Genomic DNA, 17,727 nt, shown 5'->3' on the forward strand with positions numbered 1-17,727 from the left:
GGCCACTCTACCCCTGACGCTGCGCGCTGAAAACCGATAAGATCGCCACAACCTGTCAGGAAAACTCACAGATGAGCCGAGACCTACCGCCCCTCAATGCCCTGCGTGCGTTTGAGGCCACCGCCCGCTTGAACAGCGTCAGCCAGGCGGCTGAGCAACTGCATGTGACCCATGGTGCAGTCAGTCGCCAGTTGAAGGTGTTGGAAGAACACTTGGGTGTCAGCCTGTTCGCCAAGGAAGGGCGCGGCCTTAAACTCACAGATGCAGGCGTTCGGCTCAGGGATGCCAGTGCCGAAGCGTTCGAGCGTTTGAGGGATGTTTGCGCCGAGCTGACCCAGGCCAGCGCCGACGCGCCCTTTGTGCTCGGCTGTTCGGGCAGTTTGCTGGCGCGCTGGCTGATTCCGCGCCTGGGCCGCTTGAACGCAGACTTGCCCGACTTGCGTCTGCACCTGTCGGCGGGTGACGGCGACCTCGACCCACGGCGCCCCGGCCTGGATGCCCTGTTGGTTTTCGCTGAGCCGCCATGGCCAGCGGACATGCAGGTGTATGAGCTGGCCAGCGAGCGCATTGGCCCGGTAATGAGCCCGCGCTTCGCCGGTTACGAGCGCCTGCGCCAGGCGCCGCCCCAGGCCCTGTGCGGTGAAGCCTTGTTACACACCACCTCGCGCCCGCAGGCCTGGCCCATCTGGGCGCAGCAACATGACATCGAGCCCGGCGCGTTGAAGCACGGCCAGGGTTTTGAGCATTTGTATTATTTGCTGGAGGCGGCGGTGGCAGGTTTAGGTGTGGCGATTGCGCCCGAACCGCTGGTGGCAGAGGACCTGCGAGCGGGTCGCCTGGTAGCGCCGTGGGGTTTCAGTGAAACCCCGGCGCACCTGGCGTTGTGGCTACCCAAGCGCGCCGCAGACGGGCGCGCGGGTCAGTTGGCGCAGTGGCTCAAGGCTGAGCTGTTGCGCCAGCCAGTTTAGTCACCACGTTTGCACAGCAGGTAAGCCGCCAACAGGCCCAGCGCGCCAACGGCAACGCCGGCGGTAGTCCATGGGTGCTCTTGTGCGTAGTCGCGGGTTGCCGCGCTGGTTTCGCGGATTTTGACTTTGCTTTCTTCGTAGGCATCGCTGATCAAGTGGCGGGAGTGCTTGAGGGCATTCTCGGCATTGCTTTTCAGGGCCTTCAGCGTTTTGCGCGACTCATCGGACGCATCGTCCTTGAGGCTCTCAAGGGACTTGAGCAGGCTCGAAATCTCGGCTTCCATGCTTTCCAGCGACGCTTTGCGTAAAGAAGTGTTGGCCATGTGGAACTCTCCTGAAGTGATTGAGTGGCATGTGTAGATACCGACTCCTGGGTTTTCAGAAAGTGCAGTAAATCTGAACTTTCGAGTGGGATTGGTCGCCAGAAGCAGTACGAAGATTCACTGCTACGCTCACTAGAGACCTCAGGAGAAACGTTATGTCTGATCATCACACCTACAAGAAAGTCGAACTGGTCGGCTCCTCGACCACCAGCATCGAAGATGCAATCAACAACGCTATCGCTGAAGCGCATAAGAGCATCAAGCACTTGGAGTGGTTTGAAGTGACCGAAACCCGTGGCCACATCAAGGACGGCAAGGCCGCGCACTTTCAGGTCACGCTCAAGGTGGGATTCCGAATTGCCAGTAGTTGATCCCGTGAGTTGAACTTGCTGACTGGCCGATTGCCATAACCTGCGCTACAACCATTGGGTGCCGATGCCATAAGCGTCGGCACGCTCTTTTCGATCAGCGCAAGGAAAGTAACGGATGAAGAAGTTCCTGTTAGCGGTAGGTTTGTTGAGCATTGCGGGCACTGCCCTAGCGGCGGGCAAGCCTTGTGAAGAGCTGAAAAGCGAACTCGCGGCAAAGCTCGACGCTAAAGGTGTTCAGCACTATTCGCTGGATGTTGTCGACAAAGGCGCCGCAGCCGATGGCAAAGTGATTGGCAGCTGCGAAGGCGGCACCAAGGAAATCGTCTACAAGCGCGGTTAATCCCGTGCAGACATGAAACGACGCACTTGTGGCGAGGGAGCTTGCTCCCGCTGAGTGCGCAGCGCTCCCTTTCTTTTGGGGCCGCTACGCAGCCCAGCGGGAGCAAGCTCCCTCGCCACAGGTGCGTCGTTTTTTTTGCCTGCGGGTAATCAGCCCTTCATTACCTGCGCCAGCAGCTCGTAGGAATGAATCCGGTCGGCATGCTCATACAGGTCGCTGGTAAAGATCAGCTCATCTGCGCCGGTCTGCTCGATCAACACTTCCAATTTCGCGCGAATCTTCGCCGGGCTACCGACCATGGCCAGGCCAAGGAAGCTGCCGACCGCGTCTTTTTCATGGGGCAGCCACAGGCCGTCCATGGTTTTCACCGGCGGGCGCTGCACCAGGCTTTGCCCGCGCATCAGCGCCAGAATACGCTGGTACACCGAAGTGGCCAGGTAGTCGGCCTGCTCGTCGGTATCGGCCGCCACCAGCGGAATGCCGAGCATCACGTAGGGCTTGTCCAGCACGGCTGAAGGCTTGAAGTGATTGCGGTACACGCGAATCGCCTCATGCATCAAGCGGGGTGCGAAATGGGAGGCGAAAGCGTAGGGCAAGCCACGCTCACCAGCCAGTTGCGCGCTGAACAGGCTGGAACCGAGCAACCAGACCGGCACGTTGGTGCCGGTGCCGGGTACGGCGATGATCCGTTGGTCGGGCGTGCGCGGGCCCAGGTAGGCCACCAGTTCGGCCACATCTTCCGGAAATTCGTCAGCGCTGCCGGAGCGTTCACGGCGCAGGGCGCGGGCGGTCATCTGGTCGGAACCGGGCGCGCGGCCCAGGCCCAGGTCGATACGGCCGGGGTACAGGCTTTCCAGGGTGCCGAACTGCTCGGCAATCACCAGCGGCGCATGGTTGGGCAACATCACGCCGCCGGAACCGACGCGAATCGTCGAGGTGCCGCCAGCCAAATAACCCAGCAACACCGAGGTGGCCGAGCTGGCGATGCCGTCCATATTGTGGTGTTCAGCTACCCAGAAACGGTTGTAGCCGAACTTTTCCACGTGCTGAGCCAGGTCCAGCGAGTTGCGCAATGACTGCGCGATGCTGCCGTTGGCGCGCACGGGCACGAGGTCGAGGGTCGAGAACTTCACGTCGGACAGCGATTTCATAAGCCTGCTTCTCCATTAGGTGCGCAGGCTTATAGACGAACTCAAACCTGCCGCTTCATGTGCATGCTCTATGCAATGAGGGCATATACCCGAGATTCAATAGCAGTCTGTGAAATTTCCTACTGAATCACTAGGTTTCTCCGACAAGATGAACTTTGCCGGGCCGTCTATCCTCAGAACCCTTACTGACGCAAAACCACCGTTCGAGGAGAGAGCTATGAGTATCGTTAAAAAAGCATCCGCGCATTGGGAAGGTGATCTGAAGACTGGGCTGGGTTCCATTTCGACCGAAACCGGCGTGCTGCGCGAAGCACCTTACGGCTTCAAGGCGCGCTTCGAAGGCGGCAAGGGCACCAACCCTGAAGAGTTGATCGGCGCGGCCCACGCGGGCTGTTTCTCCATGGCATTTTCCATGATTCTGGGCGATGCCGGCCTTAAGGCTGACAGCATCGATACCCAGGCTGAAGTGACCCTGGACCAGGTTGAGGGTGGTTTCGCGATTACTGCCGTGCATCTGGTGCTGAAAGCCAAGATTCCGGGCGCAAGCCAGGCGCAGTTCGAGGAACTGAGCAAAAAGGCGAAGGAAGGCTGCCCAGTGTCGAAAGTGCTGAACGCCAAGATCAGCCTGGATGCCACGCTGGTCTGACTGACACAGCAAGCTCCCATGTGGGGCTTGTGTGGGAGCCGGGCTTGCCGCAATAGGTTCACCGTTTAGATCGTTCCCACGCTCCCGCGTGGGAATGCCGCCCGTGACGCTCTGCGTCACACCTGCGCAGAACTTGAATTTTGTGGGCGGGACGCGGAGCGTCCCAGGCGGCATTCCTACGCAGAGCGTGGGAACGATCTGACATCGGGGCGCTGCCATCGCAGGCAAGCCAGCTCCCACACAAGCCGGCTCCCACATTTGTTCCGCGTTAAATCAGAACTCGTGTTTCCTGGATGTGGTCCTATAGGCTATGCAGCCTCAGGCGCACACCCGTGCGCAGTGCATTCACGGAGCTTCACACATGAAACGTTTTGCCTTGGCGATCATTTGCGGTGTATTGGCCACTTCGGCTGTGGCCGCGCCAAAAGATTGTGAAGAGCTCAGGAAAGAAATTGAGGTGAAGATCCAGGCCAAGGCGATTCCGTCTTACACCCTGGAAATCATCACCGCCGAAGAAGCCAAAAATCATGACAGCGCCATGATCGTTGGCTCCTGCGAAAACGGCACCAAGCGCATCATCTATCAGAAGAACAGCGACTGATCAGATGCAGTTAACACTGCGCTCTTCAGCCAACAGCTGATGCGCCGTGTTGTACAGCCGGATGTTGGGCGTAAAGGCCAGCGAGCGACCTTCCAGCACATAGCGCTGGCCTGCCTGGAAGTTGTCGTATTGCAGGGTCATGAAGCAGGTTCGGTCATGGGTCTGGTCCAGGCCGCCAAAGCCGGTCCCGGTATTCACTTCGAAATCAAAGCGCACCATCAGCTCATGGCTGCCGGGTGGCACCTGAAAGAAACGCCCGTCATTGAGGTTCTTGCCGTCCAGGCGCTGGGCCATCACCAGTTTGGCGCCGGGTGTCGGCGTGGCGAAATCGATCCAGGCCTGGTGCGGGTCGACCGGCGGGATGGGGGTCGAAGCGCAGGCGCTGAGAAACAAGGCGGTGACGGGTAGCAAGAGCTGGCGCATGGCGGGCACTCAACGGTGGGTAAGAATTGAACCTGGCTGCCTGTGGCAACAGACTCTGTATCAGTATAAACACGCCACGGCATGGAAAAATTCCGTGCAGGCAGGATAGTCTGGCGAGCCAATAACCCAGGAGCGGTCGGTGCATGGTCAGGCGTTTTCTTCCAGGGTTGATGGTGCTGCTGCTCAGCGGCTGTTCCAGTGTGAGTTACTACAGCCAGTTGGCCAGCGGCCAGTGGCACTTGCTGCGGGCCCGGGAGCCGGTTGCCGAGGTTATCGCCGACCCTGCTCGCCCGCAGGCGTTGCGCGATCACCTGGAGCAATCGCAGAAGGCCCGCGCCTTTGCCAGTGAGCACCTGCACCTGCCTGACAACCAGAGCTACCGCCTGTACGCTGACATTGGCCGGCCTTATGTGGTCTGGAACGTGTTCGCCACGCAGGAGTTTTCCCTGTCGCCAGAAACCCACTGCTTCCCCATCGCTGGGTGCGTGGCCTATCGCGGTTATTACAACCAAGGCGAAGCACGCGGCGAAGCGGCGTTATTGCGGCAACAAGGCATGGACGTGTCGATTGGCGGCGTTGAAGCCTATTCCACCCTGGGTTGGTTCAACGACCCGATCATGAGTTCGATGATGAATTGGGGGGATGAGCGCCTGGCCACGCTGATTTTCCACGAACTGGCGCACCAGCGTTTTTATGTAAAGGACGACACTGAGTTCAATGAGTCCTACGCCAACTTCGTCGAGCAGGAAGGCACCCGCCAATGGCGTGCGGCGCGGGGTTTGGCGCCGCTGAGCGATGCGGCGTTGCAGCAGCGTGATCAATTTATCCAGCTGGTTCTGGATACCCGCAAACGCCTGGAGAGGTTGTACGCACAGCCCTTGGCGGTGGATGTGATGCGCCAGGCCAAGGCGGCAGAGTTCGAGCGCCTGCGCAGTGAGTACCGGCACATGCGCGACAGCCAATGGGGCGGCGACAAGCGTTATGACGTGTGGATCAACCAGCCGATGAACAATGCGCGGTTATTGCCGTTCGGGCTGTATGACCAGTGGGTGCCGGCGTTTGCGGCGTTGTTTGCGCAGCAAGGCGGGGATTGGGTGAAGTTCTTTGCGGCGGTGGAGAAGCTGGGTGGGTTGCCGGTTGAGCAGCGAAAGGCGGCGTTGCGGCAGTTGGAAGGTGGTGGCCGTTAGGGCGTCATCGCAGGCAAGCCAGCTCCCACAGTTTGAATTGTGAACACGGTCAAATGTGGGAGCTGGCTTGCCTGCGATAGCGGTCTCAGCCGCGCTGCAAAAACGCCTGATGCATCTGCTCCAGCGTCTCAAAATGCCAAGTCGGCGCCTCAGCATTCAGCTCTTCAAAACTGCCAAACCCATACCCCACTGCCGCCGAATCCAACCCATTGCTGCGCGCCCCGATCAAGTCATGCTTGCGATCACCAATCATTAAGGTAGTCGTCGGGTCTAAGCCCTCTTCACTCATCAAGTGCGCAATCAACTCAACCTTGTTAGTGCGCGTGCCATCCAACTCGCTGCCGTAGATCACCTTGAAGTGCTTGGCAAAATCAAAATGCCGGGCAATCTCACGGGCAAACACCCACGGTTTTGACGTGGCCACATACAGCTGGCGGCCCTGGCCATTCAGTTCCTCAAGCAACGGCATCACGCCGTCGAACACGCGGTTTTCATACAGGCCGGTGACCTTGAAGCGCTCGCGATAAAAATTCACCGCTTCCCAGGCTTTGGCCTCATCGAAGCCATAGAACTGCATAAAGGCTTGCAGCAATGGCGGGCCGATAAAGTGTTCCAGCTTGGTCAGGTCCGGTTCATCGATGCCGAGTTTGCCGAGGGCGTACTGGATCGAGCGGGTGATGCCCTCGCGCGGGTCGGTCAGGGTGCCGTCCAGGTCGAACAGCACGGTGGAGTAGTTCAGGGTCATCGGTCGAATCCTTCAGCCAGGTGCAAATCTTTGAGCTTCACGTAGTTCGCGGCGCTGTAGGTGAAAAAGGCACGCTCTTTGTCAGTCAATGGGCGGACTTGTTTAACCGGGCTGCCCACGTACAAAAAGCCGCTCTGCAGTTTCTTGCCGGGCGGCACCAGGCTGCCGGCGCCGATGATCACATCGTCTTCGACCACCGCGCCGTCCATCACGATGCTGCCCATGCCGATCAGGATGCGATTGCCGACGGTGCAGCCGTGCAGCATGACTTTGTGGGCGATGGTCACATCATCGCCAATCAGCAGCGGGAAGCCGTCCGGGTTGAACGGCCCGGCGTGAGTGATGTGCAGCACGCAGCCGTCCTGCACACTGGTGCGTGCACCGATGCGGATGCGGTGCATGTCGCCGCGAATCACGGTCAGCGGCCAAACCGAGCTGTCGGTGCCGATTTCGACATCGCCGATCACCACCGCCGAAATATCGACAAAAGCCCCGGCGCCCAGGGTTGGCGTGTGGTTCTGATAGGTGCGAAGGGTCACGATAGCCTCTCTCTTATAGGTTGATAGCTGCGGTGGGTGTTGATTGTAATTAAGATGGCCCCATCTTTGTCTTATCAGTTTCTTCAGCCAAGGTACCCACCGTGAGCGCGAACAACCCACTTTTGCAGTCCTACGACCTGCCGCCGTTCTCGGCGATCCGTGCCGAGCACGTCCAGCCGGCCATCGAACAGATCCTCGCCGACAACCGCGTTGCCATCGAAGGCATCCTGCAAAGCCAGGGCAAAAACCCTACGTGGGCCGGTTTGGTACTGGCCATGGACGAACTGAATGACCGCCTGGGCGCCGCCTGGAGCCCGGTCAGCCACCTCAACGCCGTGTGCAACAGCGCCGAACTGCGCGAAGCCTACGAGGCTTGTCTGCCGGCATTGAGCGCCTATTCCACCGAGATGGGCCAGAACCGCGAACTGTTCCAGGCCTTCGAAGCCCTGGCCAACAGCCCGGAAGCCGCCGGTTTCGATGTGGCGCAAAAAACCATCCTGGAACATTCGCTGCGCGACTTCCGCCTGTCGGGTATCGATTTGCCGCCTGAACAGCAAAAACGCTACGCCGAAGTGCAGAGCAAGCTGTCGGAGTTGGGCAGCAAATTCTCCAACCAACTGCTGGACGCTACCCAGGCGTGGACCAAGCACGTTACCGACGAAGCCACCCTCGCCGGCCTGACCGACTCGGCCAAGGCGCAGATGGCTGCCGCCGCCCAGGCCAAAGGCCTCGATGGCTGGTTGATCACCCTGGAGTTCCCAAGCTACTACGCGGTAATGACCTACGCCCACGACCGCGCCTTGCGTGAAGAAGTCTATGCGGCCTACTGCACCCGTGCGTCGGACCAAGGCCCGAATGCCGGTAAGAACGATAACGGCCCGGTGATGGAGCAGATCCTCGACCTGCGTCAGGAGCTGGCCAAACTGTTGGGTTACGCGTCGTTCTCCGAGCTGAGCCTGGCCACCAAAATGGCCGAGTCCAGCGACCAAGTGCTGAGCTTCCTGCGCGACCTGGCCAAGCGCAGCAAGCCGTTTGCCGCCCAAGACCTGCAACAGCTCAAGGCTTACGCCGCCGAACAAGGCTGCGCCGACCTGCAAAGCTGGGACAGCGGTTTCTACGGCGAAAAACTCCGTGAGCAACGCTACAGCGTGTCCCAGGAAGCCCTGCGCGCCTACTTCCCGATCGACAAAGTGCTGGGCGGCCTGTTTGCTATCGTGCAGCGCCTGTACGGCATCGAAATCGCCGAGCAAAAAGGCTTCGACACCTGGCACCCGGATGTTCGCCTGTTTGAAATCAAGGAAAACGGCCAGCACGTTGGCCGTTTCTTCTTCGACCTGTACGCCCGCGCCAACAAGCGAGGCGGTGCCTGGATGGACGGCGCACGCGACCGCCGCCGCACCGTTGACGGCGTGCTGCAAAGCCCGGTGGCGAACCTGGTGTGCAACTTCACCCCGGCCGACAGCGGCAAACCTGCCCTGCTGACCCACGATGAAGTGACCACGCTGTTCCACGAATTCGGCCATGGCCTGCACCACCTGTTGACCCGCGTTGAACACGCTGGCGTGTCCGGCATTAACGGCGTGGCCTGGGATGCGGTGGAATTGCCGAGCCAATTCATGGAGAACTGGTGCTGGGAGCCGGAAGGCCTGGCGCTGATATCCGGCCACTATGAAAGCGGCGAGCCGCTGCCGCAGGATCTGCTGGAAAAAATGCTCGCGGCGAAGAACTTCCAGTCCGGCCTGATGATGGTGCGCCAGTTGGAATTCTCACTGTTCGACTTCGAACTGCACGCCACCCATGGCGATGGCCGCACGGTAGCGCAGGTGCTTGAAGGCGTACGCGATGAGGTCTCGGTCATGCGCCCACCAGCCTACAACCGCTTCCCTAACAGTTTCGCGCACATTTTCGCCGGCGGTTACGCGGCGGGTTACTACAGCTACAAGTGGGCGGAAGTGCTGTCTGCCGACGCCTTCTCCAAGTTTGAAGAAGACGGCGTGCTCAATGCCGAAACCGGCCGCGCCTTTCGCGAAGCGATCCTGGCGCGCGGTGGCTCACAGGCGCCGATGGTGCTGTTCGTCGACTTCCGCGGACGTGCGCCGTCGATTGACGCACTCTTGCGCCACAGCGGCCTGAGTGAGGACGCAGCAGCATGAGTGAAGGGCCTGTGGTGAGCAAAAAGCAATTTATCGCCGGGGCGGTCTGCCCGGCGTGCGAAGAGTTGGACAAGCTGAAAATGTGGACCGAAGACGATGTGCCGCACCGCGAATGTGTGGCCTGCGGTTATTCGGACACGCTGAATGAACAAGGCAATTCGGTGCCCAAGGAATTGGGCACGCGGGTCAATACGTCGGCGTTGAAGGCGCCCGCGGACCCGAAGGTGCAGGCGGTGCAGTTTTTCCCTAATCCCAAGCTGAAAAAGGACTGATACCCGACGCCTGCTTCTGCTTGGGGCGGGCTTTTTGTGGGAATCGGGCTTGCCCGCGATGCAGGCACCGTGGTGTGTCATTCACACTGCGTTGAAGCTATCGCAGGCAAGCCAGCTCCCACAGCCAGCTCCCACAAAGGCGCGCTACAGTTGCTCTTCGGCCTTGTCTGTCGTGGTGATCCAGCTTTTTACCGAGCACAGTGCAAAGGCACTGGTGCTGCAGTCGCCATTGGCCAACGCAGTACGCAACTTGTCGATATCCGCCTTCATCATGTAGCGAACGCCGTCTTTAAAGCCGTTACTGGAACCAAACCCGCCCAGCGTCATTTCGTTTAGCGCATCCTCCTTGCTCCAACCCTGAATCACCACCCGATACATCGCCGCCATCAGGCCCGTGCGATCGGAGCCGTGCTTGCAGTGCATCAGCACCGAGCCTTGGGTTTCGGCTTCCTGGATGGCCCTGAGTGCCGCCAGCACGTCGGCATCGTCGACATGGTTGGTGCGGTACGTCAGCTGCACCTGTTTGATATCAGAAGTCTTCAGCCAGGGCGCATCAGATTCCGGCAGGAAGTTGATCACCGTGCCGATCTTCAGATTTTGCAGCACAGGCAGCGCAGTGCTGTCCGGCAACGCGCTGCGATACAGCGTGGGCGTCATCTGGTGCAGGTTGAATTGGTTGCCCACCGGCTGCGCCCACTCGGGGGAGCGGATAGAGGTAGCCTCGTCGGCCTGGGCCTGCAGCGTGGTGAACAGTGCCATGAACGCCAGGCCAAGGGCGGGCAGTAATCGAATCGTGAACATGCGCGTTGAGACCGAATGGGATAGGGCTGATGGGTCACAGAGTCGCCTACGAGGGGTCAATGCCGTGTGAGGTGGCCGTCAAAGAATCGTGAATCCGCCCATCTGATCTGCTGTTTTTTGCGCTGAATCGATTCCTCTAATGCTTAGGCTGCTATCATTTGTAACTATTGATTGCCAGTGTGTTCTATCCCTTTGGGATCCAATGCCCTGGTAAACCATCACGCTGCGCCTAGAAGCGGCGGATAAACCCGTGACCACATGATGAGGTGCACCTATGTCTGATCAAGATCAGGACAACCCGCGGCGTGACTTTTTACGCAAATCCCTGACCTTGATCCCGGTGGTCACGGTTGCCAGCACTGGCCTTGGCGGCTCGATGTTGATGGCCACATCGGAACCGGCACAGGCCGCTCCCGCCAAAACGCCCGTCAGCGACAAAGCCTATGAGCCAAGCTACTTCACGGCTGAAGAGTGGGCTTTTATCAACGCCGCCGTAGCCCGCCTGATTCCCGCGGATGCCCAAGGCCCAGGCGCCCTGGAAGCCGGCGCGCCGGAATACATCGACCGCCAGATGAACACACCTTACGCCGCCGGAGCGCTATGGTTCATGCAAGGCCCGTTCAACGCCGATGCGGCGCCAGAGATGGGTTGGCAGAGCAAATTGGTGCCCAAAGACATCTATCGCCTGGGCATTGCTGCCACGGATGCCTGGTCGAAGGCGTTCAACGGTAAAGCTTTTGCTGAGCAAGACAGCGCTACCCAGGATGACATGCTGCGCCGTATGGAAGCGGGCGGCGGTGAGATGACCGCGCATTTCGAGGCCGTACCGGCCAAGATGTTTTTCAACCTGTTACTGCAAAACACCAAGGAAGGCTTCTTCTGCGACCCGATCCACGGTGGCAACAAAGGCATGGTCGGCTGGACCATGATCGGCTTCCCCGGCGCCCGCGCCGACTTCATGGACTGGGTTGAACGCAACGAGCAATACCCCTTCCCGGCTGTTTCCATTCGCGGCGAGAGGGCATAAACGTGGCGACCATCATGAAGAAAGTGGATGCGGTGATCGTGGGTTTCGGCTGGACCGGCGCAATTATGGCCAAGGAGCTGACGGAAGCAGGCCTCAACGTGGTAGCGCTGGAGCGCGGCCCGATGCAGGACACCTACCCGGACGGTAACTATCCCCAGGTCATCGATGAACTGACCTACAGCGTGCGTAAAAAACTCTTTCAGGACATCTCCAAGGAGACGGTGACCATTCGCCATAGCGTGAATGACGTCGCCCTGCCCAACCGTCAGTTGGGTGCGTTTTTGCCCGGCAATGGCGTGGGTGGCGCGGGCCTGCACTGGTCGGGCGTGCATTTTCGTGTCGACCCTATCGAGCTGCGCATGCGCAGCCACTATGAAGAGCGCTACGGCAAAAATTTCATCCCCAAAGACATGACCATCCAGGACTTCGGCGTGAGCTATGAAGAGCTGGAGCCGTTTTTCGACTACGCCGAAAAAGTCTTCGGCACCTCCGGCCAAGCCTGGACCGTAAAAGGCCAGTTGGTGGGTGAAGGTCGTGGCGGCAACCCGTATGCGCCGGATCGCTCCAATCCGTTTCCGTTGGAGTCGCAGAAAAACACCGTGTCTGCGCAGCTGTTTCAGAAAGCGGCCACCGACGTCGGCTACAAACCCTACAACCTGCCGTCCGCGAATACTTCGGGGCCCTACACCAACCCCTACGGCGCGCAGATGGGGCCGTGCAACTTCTGCGGTTTCTGCAGTGGTTACGTGTGCTACATGTATTCCAAGGCATCGCCGAACGTGAACATCTTGCCGGCGTTGCGTCAGGTGCCGAACTTTGAGCTGCGGGCCAATTCCCATGTGCTCAAGGTCAACCTCGACAGCAGCAAGAGCAAGGCCACCGGCGTGACCTATATCGACGCCCAGGGCCGCGAATGCGAGCAGCCGGCGGACCTGGTGATCATCGCCTCCTTCCAGTTCAACAATGTGCGCCTCATGTTGCTCTCGGGCATCGGCAAACCTTACGACCCGATTACCAATGAGGGCGTGGTGGGCCGCAACTTTGCCTATCAGAACATGGGCACCATCAAGGCCTTCTTCGACAAGGACACCCACACCAACAACTTCATCGGTGCGGGCGGCAATGGCGTGGCCATCGATGACTTCAACGCGGACAACTTCGACCACGGCCCGCACGGTTTTGTGGGCGGCTCGCCGATGTGGGTCAACCAGGCCGGCAGCCGGCCGATTGCCGGTACGTCCAACCCGCCGGGCACGCCGGCGTGGGGCAGCGCCTGGAAGCGCGCCACCGCCGATTACTACACCCACCAAGTGTCGATGGACTCCCATGGCGCGCATCAATCCTACCGGAGCAACTACCTGGATCTGGACCCGGTTTACCGCGATGCCTACGGCCTGCCTTTGCTGCGGATGACGTTCGACTGGCAGGAAAACGACATCAAGATGAACCGCTTCATGATGGAGAAAATGGGCAAGGTCGCCGCGGCGATGAACCCCAAGGCCATTGCTGTGCTGGGCAAAAAAGTCGGTGAACAATTCAACACCGCGTCCTACCAGACCACCCACCTCAATGGCGGCGCGATCATGGGCACCGACCCGAAAACCAGTGCGTTGAACCGTTACCTGCAAAGTTGGGATGTACACAACGTGTTTGTTCCGGGTGCATCCGCTTTCCCACAAGGCCTGGGCTACAACCCTACCGGCCTGGTGGCAGCGTTGGCCTACTGGTCGGCGCGGGCGATCCGCGAGCAGTACCTTAAAAACCCCGGCCCACTGGTTCAGGCATAAGGAGCGATGACCATGAAAGCACTTGTTATCGCGAGTTTTGCCCTGTTCAGCAGTTGCTCTGTAAGCGCGGCTGAGACCGATTTGATCAAGCAGGGTGAATACCTGGCCCGCGCCGGTGACTGCGTGGCTTGCCACACCGCCAAGGGTGGCAAACCGTTCGCCGGTGGGCTGCCGATGGAAACCCCGATCGGCGTGATCTATTCCACCAACATCACTCCGGACAAGACCGGCCTGGGCGACTACAGCTTCGAAGACTTCGACAAGGCCGTGCGTCATGGCGTCGCCAAGAACGGTAGTACGCTTTACCCAGCGATGCCTTACCCGTCCTACGCACGTGTGAGCGACAGCGACATGCAGGCGTTGTATGCGTACTTCATGAAGGGCGTGGAGCCCGTCGCCCAGGAGAACAAGGACAGCGATATTCCGTGGCCCTTGAGCATGCGTTGGCCGTTGGCGGCGTGGCGCTGGATGTTCGCGCCGGCAGTCGAGGAGCAACCGGTGCAAGCCGCAGCCGACCCAGTGGTCAGCCGTGGCGCCTACCTGGTTGAAGGCCTCGGCCACTGCGGCGCTTGCCACACGCCGCGTGCCCTGACCATGCAGGAAAAAGCCCTCAGCGCTACAGACGGCAACGCCTTCCTGTCTGGCAGTGCGCCGCTGGAAGGCTGGATCGCGAAAAGCCTGCGCGGCGACCACAAGGACGGCCTCGGCAGCTGGAGCGAAGAGCAACTGGTGCAGTTCCTCAAGACTGGCCGCAGTGACCGCAGCGCGGTGTTTGGTGGCATGAGTGATGTGGTCGTGCACAGCATGCAGTACATGTCCCAGGACGACCTCACTGCGATTGCCCGCTACCTCAAGAGCCTGCCGGCGGTGGATCCGAAGGACCAGCCGCATCAGTACGACAAGCAGGTGGCCGAGGCACTGTGGAAAGGTGACGACAGCAAGCCGGGCGCGTCGGTGTATATCGACAACTGCGCGGCGTGCCACCGTACCGACGGCCATGGCTACACGCGGGTGTTCCCGGCGCTGGCAGGTAACCCGGTGTTGCAGACGGCGGACGCCACTTCGTTGATCAACATCGTGTTGAACGGCGGCACCTTGCCGGCCACTCACACGGCGCCGTCGACCTTCACCATGCCGGCGTTCGCGTGGCGTCTGTCGGACCAGGAAGTCGCAGATGTGGTCAGTTTTGTTCGCGGCAGCTGGGGCAATCAAGGCGCTCCAGTCAAAGCCAGTGACGTGGCCGACCTGCGCAAAAGCGATATGCGCACCACGTCGGGTGACGACTTGGGGCAGGTGACGCAAAAACACTGATCCTGCCCTGGCCGCCAGACGGCACTGGTCAGAAACCTCGCGCCTCGATACTGTATATAAAAACAGTATCGAGGCGTTTTCATGACTACTGCGCTGCCGCCCCGTGGCCGGGGCACGGCCACTAACCTGCACAACCGTTTTGCGCCGACCGTCAGCGTGGCCGAAGACGACGGCTGGTTCCAGGAAGTACCGCCGACCCAGGGCACCGAAGTGCGTATCGAAACGGCCAAGAGCATCATCACCCGCAACAACTCGCCGGACTTGCCGTTCGACCGCTCCATCAACCCCTATCGCGGCTGCGAGCATGTTATCGTCGAAACAAAAATGTATGGCCAGACTGTCTAGTGATGCTTGATATTGCTGGCTAAAGACCCAATCCAATTGGAGGTCAGATGCCACGCAAACCCTTCTCCAAGTCTGCCCTTGAGTCGAGTGAACGACCGCTCCTCCAGCGCAAGCTGCCAGAAAACACCCCCCAAGCAATCCAAAAAAGAAGCACTGCAAGGGGACAAGTGGATGTTTCAGCTCAAGGGTTGCTTGTCCGAAACAAGACCACTGGCACCAAGGACTTCGTCCGTGACTTCACCGATTTTGTCAATGAGTATCCGCACCATAAATTAATTGTTCAGCAGTTACTCATAGGTGCGCAGCTCCATGCCGCAAAAAGATTGATCACGTATCAATCCCATCAAGACATCTATTACTCAATCCAAGAGTTTGTGCTGTTTCTAAATAGCGCTGAGCCGATCAATAAATCAGTCAAAGGTGTTGCTGATGTCGATGGGCAGGTATGCATGAATTTTAGGTCATTTTTAATTCGTTCGTATCCAGGCCGCACCGTAAATAGAAAAAGATACGGTGCATTAAAAAATATATTCATCTCGTTGAAAAATAAATATAAAGGGCAGGGCTGGGTCGGCAAAGAGTTTCAATGGCCACTTGGACCGGCGATGAACGAGCAAGTAACAGAAGGATATAGCAGGGAGATTCATAATAAGCTTGTAGAGGGATGCCTGGTTGATATTAAGTTTATTATGAAGTGGATGGAGAGTTACAAAGGTCTAGTGAAAGACGGGCAACCAATGCTGGAATACGATCTTTCATTAGAAAACTTGATGTTTGATCTAGTTATGAATGAGCAGGCCAAAAGATCCAATGGGTCGATCAAGGCGACACATGTTAAGGGGTTTGAGTGGGTCATACGCATCACTGGAGATGTTAAATATTACATACGGGAAAATGGAATAAGTATAGAGAAGTTTCTGGGCATTTACCGAGCCCGCGCCCATGAACTGGCGGCTAAAGGTCGCCCTGTAGTTGGTACTGAGGTCAGTGAACGGGGATGGTGTATGGCTGTGATCGAGAAGAATCTGGCGAATTGCAACTGCAAATGTAGGAAGACTTTATCCTGATTGGCCTATGCAAGTGAGCTTCGAGGAAGCTGGACATCTCTTTTCCTCTGAGTGGAGTAAAAACACCGCTCACGGAACAAACAAAAAATATTCTACGCTGGAAAAAAGATTACGGTCGGCCTTGATGTATATGAGGGTCGGGCCAGAGCACCTACCCTATGAAGTAGGTCAAATGGCATACTTCAGCAGAGTAGCTTTCACAATGGGAACTATATTCCCATTCTTTCTCTTCGTGATGTTGCAGACGGGCTGGAACTTTGAGGTTGTGGTATCGATAAGCGATAACCTAGACGACCACATTGAGGAGGACCTTCTGGATGATGACTATGTGATTATTTATGGGTACAAGGGACGGTCCGACAAAAGCCAAATGCATAGATCAAACAAGCGAGATAAGTTTGGCGCGTATCAGGTCTTGCGCTTTGTTGCCGCTGAAGTAACCAAGCATTTGTCGTCGCCTCATTATTTAAAGGGTAAATTATTCCAGTGTGTCATTTCGAAGAATCTTTGGAATAAGTTTGGTCGCTTATGCGCGCCCGTAACCACTACGAATTTTGGGCACGCTTCAACGGAGTTTCTACTTCGCCACGGCATAAAATTGGATACGGATACCAAGTCCCCCAGAATTGAAACGAAACGTCTTCGAACTACCTATGAAACTCGACGGAGAGAACAGGGTTTAGATATTGACGAGGTTTCGGCAATGATGGGGCATTCGAATCTCGATACCACAGTAAATCATTATGATAGTGACTGGGGGGCGGCAGAAATATTAAATGGTCGTCTAAGGAAGATTCAGAGAAAACATGAAGAAGATTTTAGAAGTTACTCAGCAAATCTTCTTACAGATGTGTCTTTGGTTGAGCTGCGTGAAGCCACTCTACGTTGCGGTAGCAAAGAAGAACTAAGGTCAGTTGTTGCACCATTAGTCGGTAGGCTGAATTCTTCTGAAGATGCGGTAATACAGTTGCTTTCTCCGGAAGGTCAGACATTCATTGCAAGTTGTCTAAACTCAAGGCGACCAGATTGGCCAGGCGCTGAAAGTTTTCTTAGGACGGATACGCCGTGCAACTACTTCAATCGTTGTCCGTTATGCTCACAGTGTGTGATCTTCAAAGAAGCATTACCTTTTATTGCAAGAAGAATTTCCGACCTTGACGGTCTGAGGGAGCGGTTAAATCCCTTAGAATGGGAGAAAAGCTATCGGGCTGAGTATTTAGGGTGGAAGGGGGTTATAGAGGGCTGGGGGGACCCGATTGAGATTGCGGAGGCAATAGATCAATCGAAACATCACTGCTATGCACTGCCATTGACAATGATAGGGCTCTCATGACAACTCCAACACGTGACCAATTAAAAGCAGTTTTAGAAGAAATAAGAAGTGGACTGGGTTATTACGAGGAAGAGTCAGAGCCTATCTCTGCTGAAGAAGATGATGAGGCTCTGAGTGGCGACTCTTCACTTGGGCTCATTTTCGATAATGTAAATATACTCAATCTTTCAAAAATAGATAAGAGCGAGTGGAGTTATATTAGGGTAAGTCCTAGAAGCTCTTTCGGCGATCCGGTTTGGGATTTTGGGATTACCCCTCACCCTATGGATACCCCATACGAATCAATTTTGATTATGATAATATGTATGGTGTGAATGTTTGTGGCGTAGGGCACGAA

The 17,727-nt window shown here is 57.6% G+C and carries 20 protein-coding genes and 1 pseudogene; 15 read left to right on the plus strand and 6 right to left on the minus strand.

Annotation, left to right across the window (positions count from 1 at the left end; translation table 11 throughout):
- The first annotated feature begins 71 nt into the window (after positions 1–71).
- Positions 72–968, plus strand: a complete 897-nt coding sequence (locus P5706_RS33660; RefSeq protein WP_285684857.1) for a LysR family transcriptional regulator — start codon at positions 72–74, stop codon at positions 966–968.
- Here the strand turns inward: P5706_RS33660 and P5706_RS33665 are convergent.
- Positions 965–1,291 carry an ElaB/YgaM/YqjD family protein gene (locus P5706_RS33665; RefSeq protein WP_003187304.1) on the minus strand — a complete coding sequence of 109 codons (327 nt, stop codon included), beginning with the start codon at positions 1,289–1,291 and terminating at the stop codon, positions 965–967. The two genes, P5706_RS33660 and P5706_RS33665, sit on opposite strands and share 4 nt — an antisense overlap.
- 155 nt (positions 1,292–1,446) lie before the next feature.
- On the opposite strand from P5706_RS33665, the gene P5706_RS33670 reads away from it, so the two are divergent.
- Positions 1,447–1,662, plus strand: a complete 216-nt coding sequence (locus P5706_RS33670; RefSeq protein WP_016969657.1) for a dodecin — start codon at positions 1,447–1,449, stop codon at positions 1,660–1,662.
- A 115-nt stretch (positions 1,663–1,777) separates the two neighbouring features.
- Positions 1,778–2,002 carry a DUF1161 domain-containing protein gene (locus tag P5706_RS33675; RefSeq protein ID WP_200430984.1) on the plus strand — a complete coding sequence of 75 codons (225 nt, stop codon included), beginning with the start codon at positions 1,778–1,780 and terminating at the stop codon, positions 2,000–2,002.
- A 149-nt stretch (positions 2,003–2,151) separates the two neighbouring features.
- Here the strand turns inward: P5706_RS33675 and P5706_RS33680 are convergent, their stop codons facing one another.
- The gene (locus tag P5706_RS33680) at positions 2,152–3,153 is read right to left on the minus strand and encodes an LLM class flavin-dependent oxidoreductase (protein WP_200430983.1); all 1,002 of its coding nucleotides are present in this window, start codon (positions 3,151–3,153) and stop codon (positions 2,152–2,154) included.
- A 217-nt stretch (positions 3,154–3,370) separates the two neighbouring features.
- Between P5706_RS33680 and P5706_RS33685 the strand changes: the two genes are divergently transcribed.
- On the plus strand, positions 3,371–3,799 hold the full coding sequence (locus P5706_RS33685) for an OsmC family protein (protein WP_068934084.1): 429 nt from the start codon (positions 3,371–3,373) through the stop codon (positions 3,797–3,799).
- A 361-nt stretch (positions 3,800–4,160) separates the two neighbouring features.
- The gene (locus tag P5706_RS33690) at positions 4,161–4,400 is read left to right on the plus strand and encodes a DUF1161 domain-containing protein (protein ID WP_200430982.1); all 240 of its coding nucleotides are present in this window, start codon (positions 4,161–4,163) and stop codon (positions 4,398–4,400) included.
- Here P5706_RS33690 and P5706_RS33695 read toward each other — a convergent pair whose 3' ends face one another.
- Positions 4,401–4,823, minus strand: coding sequence for a PA0061/PA0062 family lipoprotein (locus tag P5706_RS33695; RefSeq protein WP_285684866.1), 423 nt, complete (start codon positions 4,821–4,823; stop codon positions 4,401–4,403). It abuts the gene before it with no gap.
- 143 nt (positions 4,824–4,966) lie between these two features.
- Between P5706_RS33695 and P5706_RS33700 the strand changes: the two genes are divergently transcribed.
- Positions 4,967–6,010: an aminopeptidase gene (locus P5706_RS33700; protein WP_285684867.1), complete on the plus strand. Its 1,044-nt coding sequence runs from the start codon at positions 4,967–4,969 to the stop codon at positions 6,008–6,010.
- An 85-nt stretch (positions 6,011–6,095) separates the two neighbouring features.
- Here the strand turns inward: P5706_RS33700 and P5706_RS33705 are convergent, their stop codons facing one another.
- On the minus strand, positions 6,096–6,755 hold the full coding sequence (locus P5706_RS33705) for an HAD family hydrolase (RefSeq protein ID WP_200430979.1): 660 nt from the start codon (positions 6,753–6,755) through the stop codon (positions 6,096–6,098).
- Positions 6,752–7,294, minus strand: a complete 543-nt coding sequence (locus P5706_RS33710) for a gamma carbonic anhydrase family protein (protein WP_200430978.1) — start codon at positions 7,292–7,294, stop codon at positions 6,752–6,754. Before P5706_RS33710 ends, P5706_RS33705 begins: the two co-directional genes overlap by 4 nt.
- A gap of 101 nt (positions 7,295–7,395) precedes the next feature.
- On the opposite strand from P5706_RS33710, the gene prlC reads away from it, so the two are divergent.
- Positions 7,396–9,447 carry an oligopeptidase A gene (gene prlC / locus P5706_RS33715; RefSeq protein ID WP_138813167.1) on the plus strand — a complete coding sequence of 684 codons (2,052 nt, stop codon included), beginning with the start codon at positions 7,396–7,398 and terminating at the stop codon, positions 9,445–9,447.
- Positions 9,444–9,719, plus strand: a complete 276-nt coding sequence (locus P5706_RS33720) for a YheV family putative zinc ribbon protein (RefSeq protein WP_285684873.1) — start codon at positions 9,444–9,446, stop codon at positions 9,717–9,719. The genes prlC and P5706_RS33720 overlap by 4 nt, the downstream gene beginning before the upstream one ends.
- A gap of 144 nt (positions 9,720–9,863) precedes the next feature.
- Here P5706_RS33720 and P5706_RS33725 read toward each other — a convergent pair whose 3' ends face one another.
- Positions 9,864–10,520, minus strand: coding sequence for a dual specificity protein phosphatase family protein (locus P5706_RS33725; protein WP_200430976.1), 657 nt, complete (start codon positions 10,518–10,520; stop codon positions 9,864–9,866).
- Positions 10,521–10,794: 274 nt separating this feature from the next.
- Here P5706_RS33725 and P5706_RS33730 point away from each other — a divergent pair, with 274 nt between their 5' ends.
- The 7 genes and pseudogenes from P5706_RS33730 to P5706_RS33760 all read left to right on the plus strand — a co-directional run bounded on the left by P5706_RS33730 (position 10,795) and on the right by P5706_RS33760 (position 17,704).
- Complete coding sequence (locus P5706_RS33730; protein WP_285684875.1) at positions 10,795–11,547, plus strand: gluconate 2-dehydrogenase subunit 3 family protein; 753 nt, start codon at positions 10,795–10,797, stop codon at positions 11,545–11,547.
- Between the two features lie 2 nt (positions 11,548–11,549).
- Positions 11,550–13,334, plus strand: a complete 1,785-nt coding sequence (locus P5706_RS33735) for a GMC family oxidoreductase (RefSeq protein ID WP_200430974.1) — start codon at positions 11,550–11,552, stop codon at positions 13,332–13,334.
- 12 nt (positions 13,335–13,346) lie between these two features.
- On the plus strand, positions 13,347–14,645 hold the full coding sequence (locus P5706_RS33740) for a cytochrome c (RefSeq protein ID WP_200430973.1): 1,299 nt from the start codon (positions 13,347–13,349) through the stop codon (positions 14,643–14,645).
- An 81-nt stretch (positions 14,646–14,726) separates the two neighbouring features.
- Positions 14,727–14,951 (plus strand): annotated as a pseudogene (locus tag P5706_RS33745) (PA0069 family radical SAM protein); the annotation flags it as partial.
- An 86-nt stretch (positions 14,952–15,037) separates the two neighbouring features.
- Positions 15,038–16,057: a hypothetical protein gene (locus P5706_RS33750; protein WP_285684879.1), complete on the plus strand. Its 1,020-nt coding sequence runs from the start codon at positions 15,038–15,040 to the stop codon at positions 16,055–16,057.
- 7 nt (positions 16,058–16,064) lie between these two features.
- Positions 16,065–17,390, plus strand: coding sequence for a site-specific integrase (locus P5706_RS33755; protein WP_285684881.1), 1,326 nt, complete (start codon positions 16,065–16,067; stop codon positions 17,388–17,390).
- Positions 17,387–17,704, plus strand: coding sequence for a hypothetical protein (locus P5706_RS33760; RefSeq protein WP_285684882.1), 318 nt, complete (start codon positions 17,387–17,389; stop codon positions 17,702–17,704). The genes P5706_RS33755 and P5706_RS33760 overlap by 4 nt, the downstream gene beginning before the upstream one ends.
- Positions 17,705–17,727: the final 23 nt, after the last annotated feature.

The organism is Pseudomonas sp. ChxA, assembly GCF_030263855.1.
GTDB lineage: Bacteria > Pseudomonadota > Gammaproteobacteria > Pseudomonadales > Pseudomonadaceae > Aquipseudomonas > Aquipseudomonas fluorescens_CB.